The sequence below is a fragment of the Caballeronia sp. INML2 genome (assembly GCF_023631365.1).
Classification (GTDB): Bacteria; Pseudomonadota; Gammaproteobacteria; order Burkholderiales; family Burkholderiaceae; genus Caballeronia; species Caballeronia turbans.
In genome coordinates this window covers 1-2572 of record NZ_JALQDH010000160.1, presented here as the reverse complement: position 1 = coordinate 2572, position 2572 = coordinate 1, and the positions used below count along the sequence as shown (strand labels likewise).

Annotated in this window: 2 protein-coding genes; both read right to left on the bottom strand. The window is 59.3% G+C overall.

Translation table 11 applies throughout. The features are described 5' to 3' along the window. Window positions 1-374, bottom strand: a 374-nt coding sequence (locus NCT32_RS36645; RefSeq protein ID WP_250491522.1) for a DUF2092 domain-containing protein, incomplete at its 3' end; no start/stop codon positions are given. A 170-nt stretch (window positions 375-544) separates the two neighbouring features. Then, a complete protein-coding gene (locus NCT32_RS36640) occupies window positions 545-1345 on the bottom strand; it encodes a transglycosylase SLT domain-containing protein (protein ID WP_250491521.1) in 801 nt (266 codons plus the stop codon). Window positions 1346-2572: the final 1227 nt, after the last annotated feature.

Here is a 2572-nt window from a genome sequence, read left to right as displayed (position 1 = left end):
ACGATCTCTTTCCCGGTGAGCACAACGAGCGTTTTTGCGCCATCGCTGCGCTCGCTTTCCACGCGCATGCGATCGGGCCGGCTCAACGTTACGGTGCGGTATTCGCCAAATTCGATTTTCTGCCCGGACGGCTGCACGGCGTCGTACCCGCTGCGTACACCGACACGAAAGCTCGGCGTCCCGCCAAGGAATACCGCCATTTTCATCAGAATCGCACGAGCCTGGGCCTGTGAGGCGGTTTCGGGCTCAACTCGCGCGGGACTGATCGGTGGCCCTTTCTGCTCGGATGCAGGGTAGGCGTGAGGAGCGATGGTCAGCAGGAGAACCGATATCCAGGTAGCCCTGGACGCGCGGCGCAATAAGTTTGTGATCAATTTATTAACTCCTTCTGCGCGAACACCTTTTAACACCCGTCCATCCCTGTCTAGAGAATAGTGAATTACAGAGTTTTTGCTATGCGAGGAATGACGAACTATCGGAGCGGGCGCGAAAGGCCGCTTCCGGTTGAGCCTCTGCTGCTTCCGCTTCCTACGTCCGGTGACTGTTAGGGAGGCAGGGCCAGACCGGAATTTCTCGCGAGCCGACATGCGCGACCGAAACGGCCCGTGGGTCGCGGGTGCTGGCCTATGGCCGACGACTTGCCGGCCGAGCCGGATGCCCGAATGGCTGTTCCCGGCATGAGCTGCATGACGCCGACCGCGCCCGCGTGACTGCGCGCGGACTGATTCAGCTGCGATTCCTGGTAGCGTTGGGCGGCCAGCATCAGAGGTCGAAGCCATACTGCTTGCCATACTGTCTCTTCGAAACGTTTGCGCTCGACCGCGCCCGAAGCATTGGTGACCTGCCTGATACGCTTCATGAACTGTGCGAGCCGGTAGTCGATGACACTCTGCTTTTGAACAAACTCGTTGTAGACATCGGTCATCACCGCCTGCAGTTGCGGGCCGTTCTTCCTGATCGCCCAACCCACATAGCCCTCGCTGCGTACAACCAGATCTTCCCTGAACTTGATCTGAGGCAGGACTTGCGCCCACAGTTTTGCTTTCCAGTCGTCAACCACTGCGATGCCGAGCATTCCCGCATTGAGCATTTCGAGCGTGTCCTCATCTTCGAATAAGTCGGGCAGTAGTGTGATTAGCATGAGCGGCTTGCCCGCTCTCGTGAAGCGGTCGTTCAGCGCCGTCAGACTCTCGTAGTAACTCGTTGTCTTACGTACATACAGTCGCCTTCCCACGAGGTCGTCCAGGCTACCGATAGACGGAGAGCGGGGACCGGTCACAATCAGTTCCCGGACCGGCTTGCGGTCACGCGGCGCAAACAAAGTCGACAATCTTGCGGCGCTCAACGGTCGCCGTCAGGTTGCTCGCCGAGATATCGCCCAGCCCGGTCTGGAGGTTCGTCAGAAGTTTGTCCCGGGTCGTTGGAATCAAGAAGACTGTCACCGGTTGTTTGCCGAGCCGGTTGGCGTAGCGCTTCTTACGTACCGTTCGAAGTCGCGCGCGAATTCAGCGGTCAGACCGTGTTCTCGGCCTTTGTAGTTGAAGTAGAGCGTATGGCTGAACGGCACAAGAAAGCGGATCGAGCGACGCTCGAGCATCGCGTCGAAGTCGCCGGTCCACGGTTTGGTCGCGAGGTTCGCCTGGCGGGCCTTCGTAACCGCAGCCGGCGGTGCGATGCTTGCGCTACAGCGGCCGCGCTCGGTCCCGACTCGGCCCGCGCCGGCCGCTAGAGCATCGCAATCCCGACCAGCAGGGCGGCAAGAAACGAAGCTTCGTCATGACATGCCCTCCCCATGCGAACGATTATCCAGAAGCCGTATGGCAGCTACGTCAGCGTATTCGCGGCGCTGTTAGGAGCAGGTCGCGACGGAGCTGCGACTGGCGATCTCGGTTGCGGGCGCCCTGAGACCGCGCATCGGATGACGGAAAGTGACTGCTAGACGCTCGCGCATATACGCAGGTATTAGTCGCTCAAGCTTGCAGCATCATCCGCTCCCGACGCGGGCGGCCCATGGCACACGCAGCACACGACGAGGATGGCTAACTGCAGTCTCAACGTGCGTGGTCTGTTGTTGATGATTTTGCAACCATAAGTGTACTTTGGCTTCCAGCCCCACGTTGTTGGCATCTTCTTCACGCCGAATTTCACTGCCGCTTGCAGCAAATCCATGATTGACTGTGGATGAGGCATACCAGGCGACGTCGCCATAGGCCCCCCGGATTGCGGGCTGCTTTCAGGTGGATTGTTTTGCTGCCATGCGGCGACAGCGCCGAGTTGCCTTGTTCGCTGGCGAGATGACACGATGCGGACGGTCACCTTGTTGCTGGCGAGCGACAAACTCGGCCACGCATAGTTTTGGACCCCCAATTGCATTATCGTCTTACGGTGACGGCAGCTTCTCCGCAGAGAGGACGTCGCGATAGGGGTGACGTGAAGTGTTTAATGAAATCGGCCTTCAACCCTGGAGTTGCTCATGAAGAAAACTCTGATAGCCGGTGCGGCGCTGGCTACTCTCGTCGGCGGCGCGGCGCATGCACAAAGCAGCGTGACACTGTACGGGCTGATCGACGCA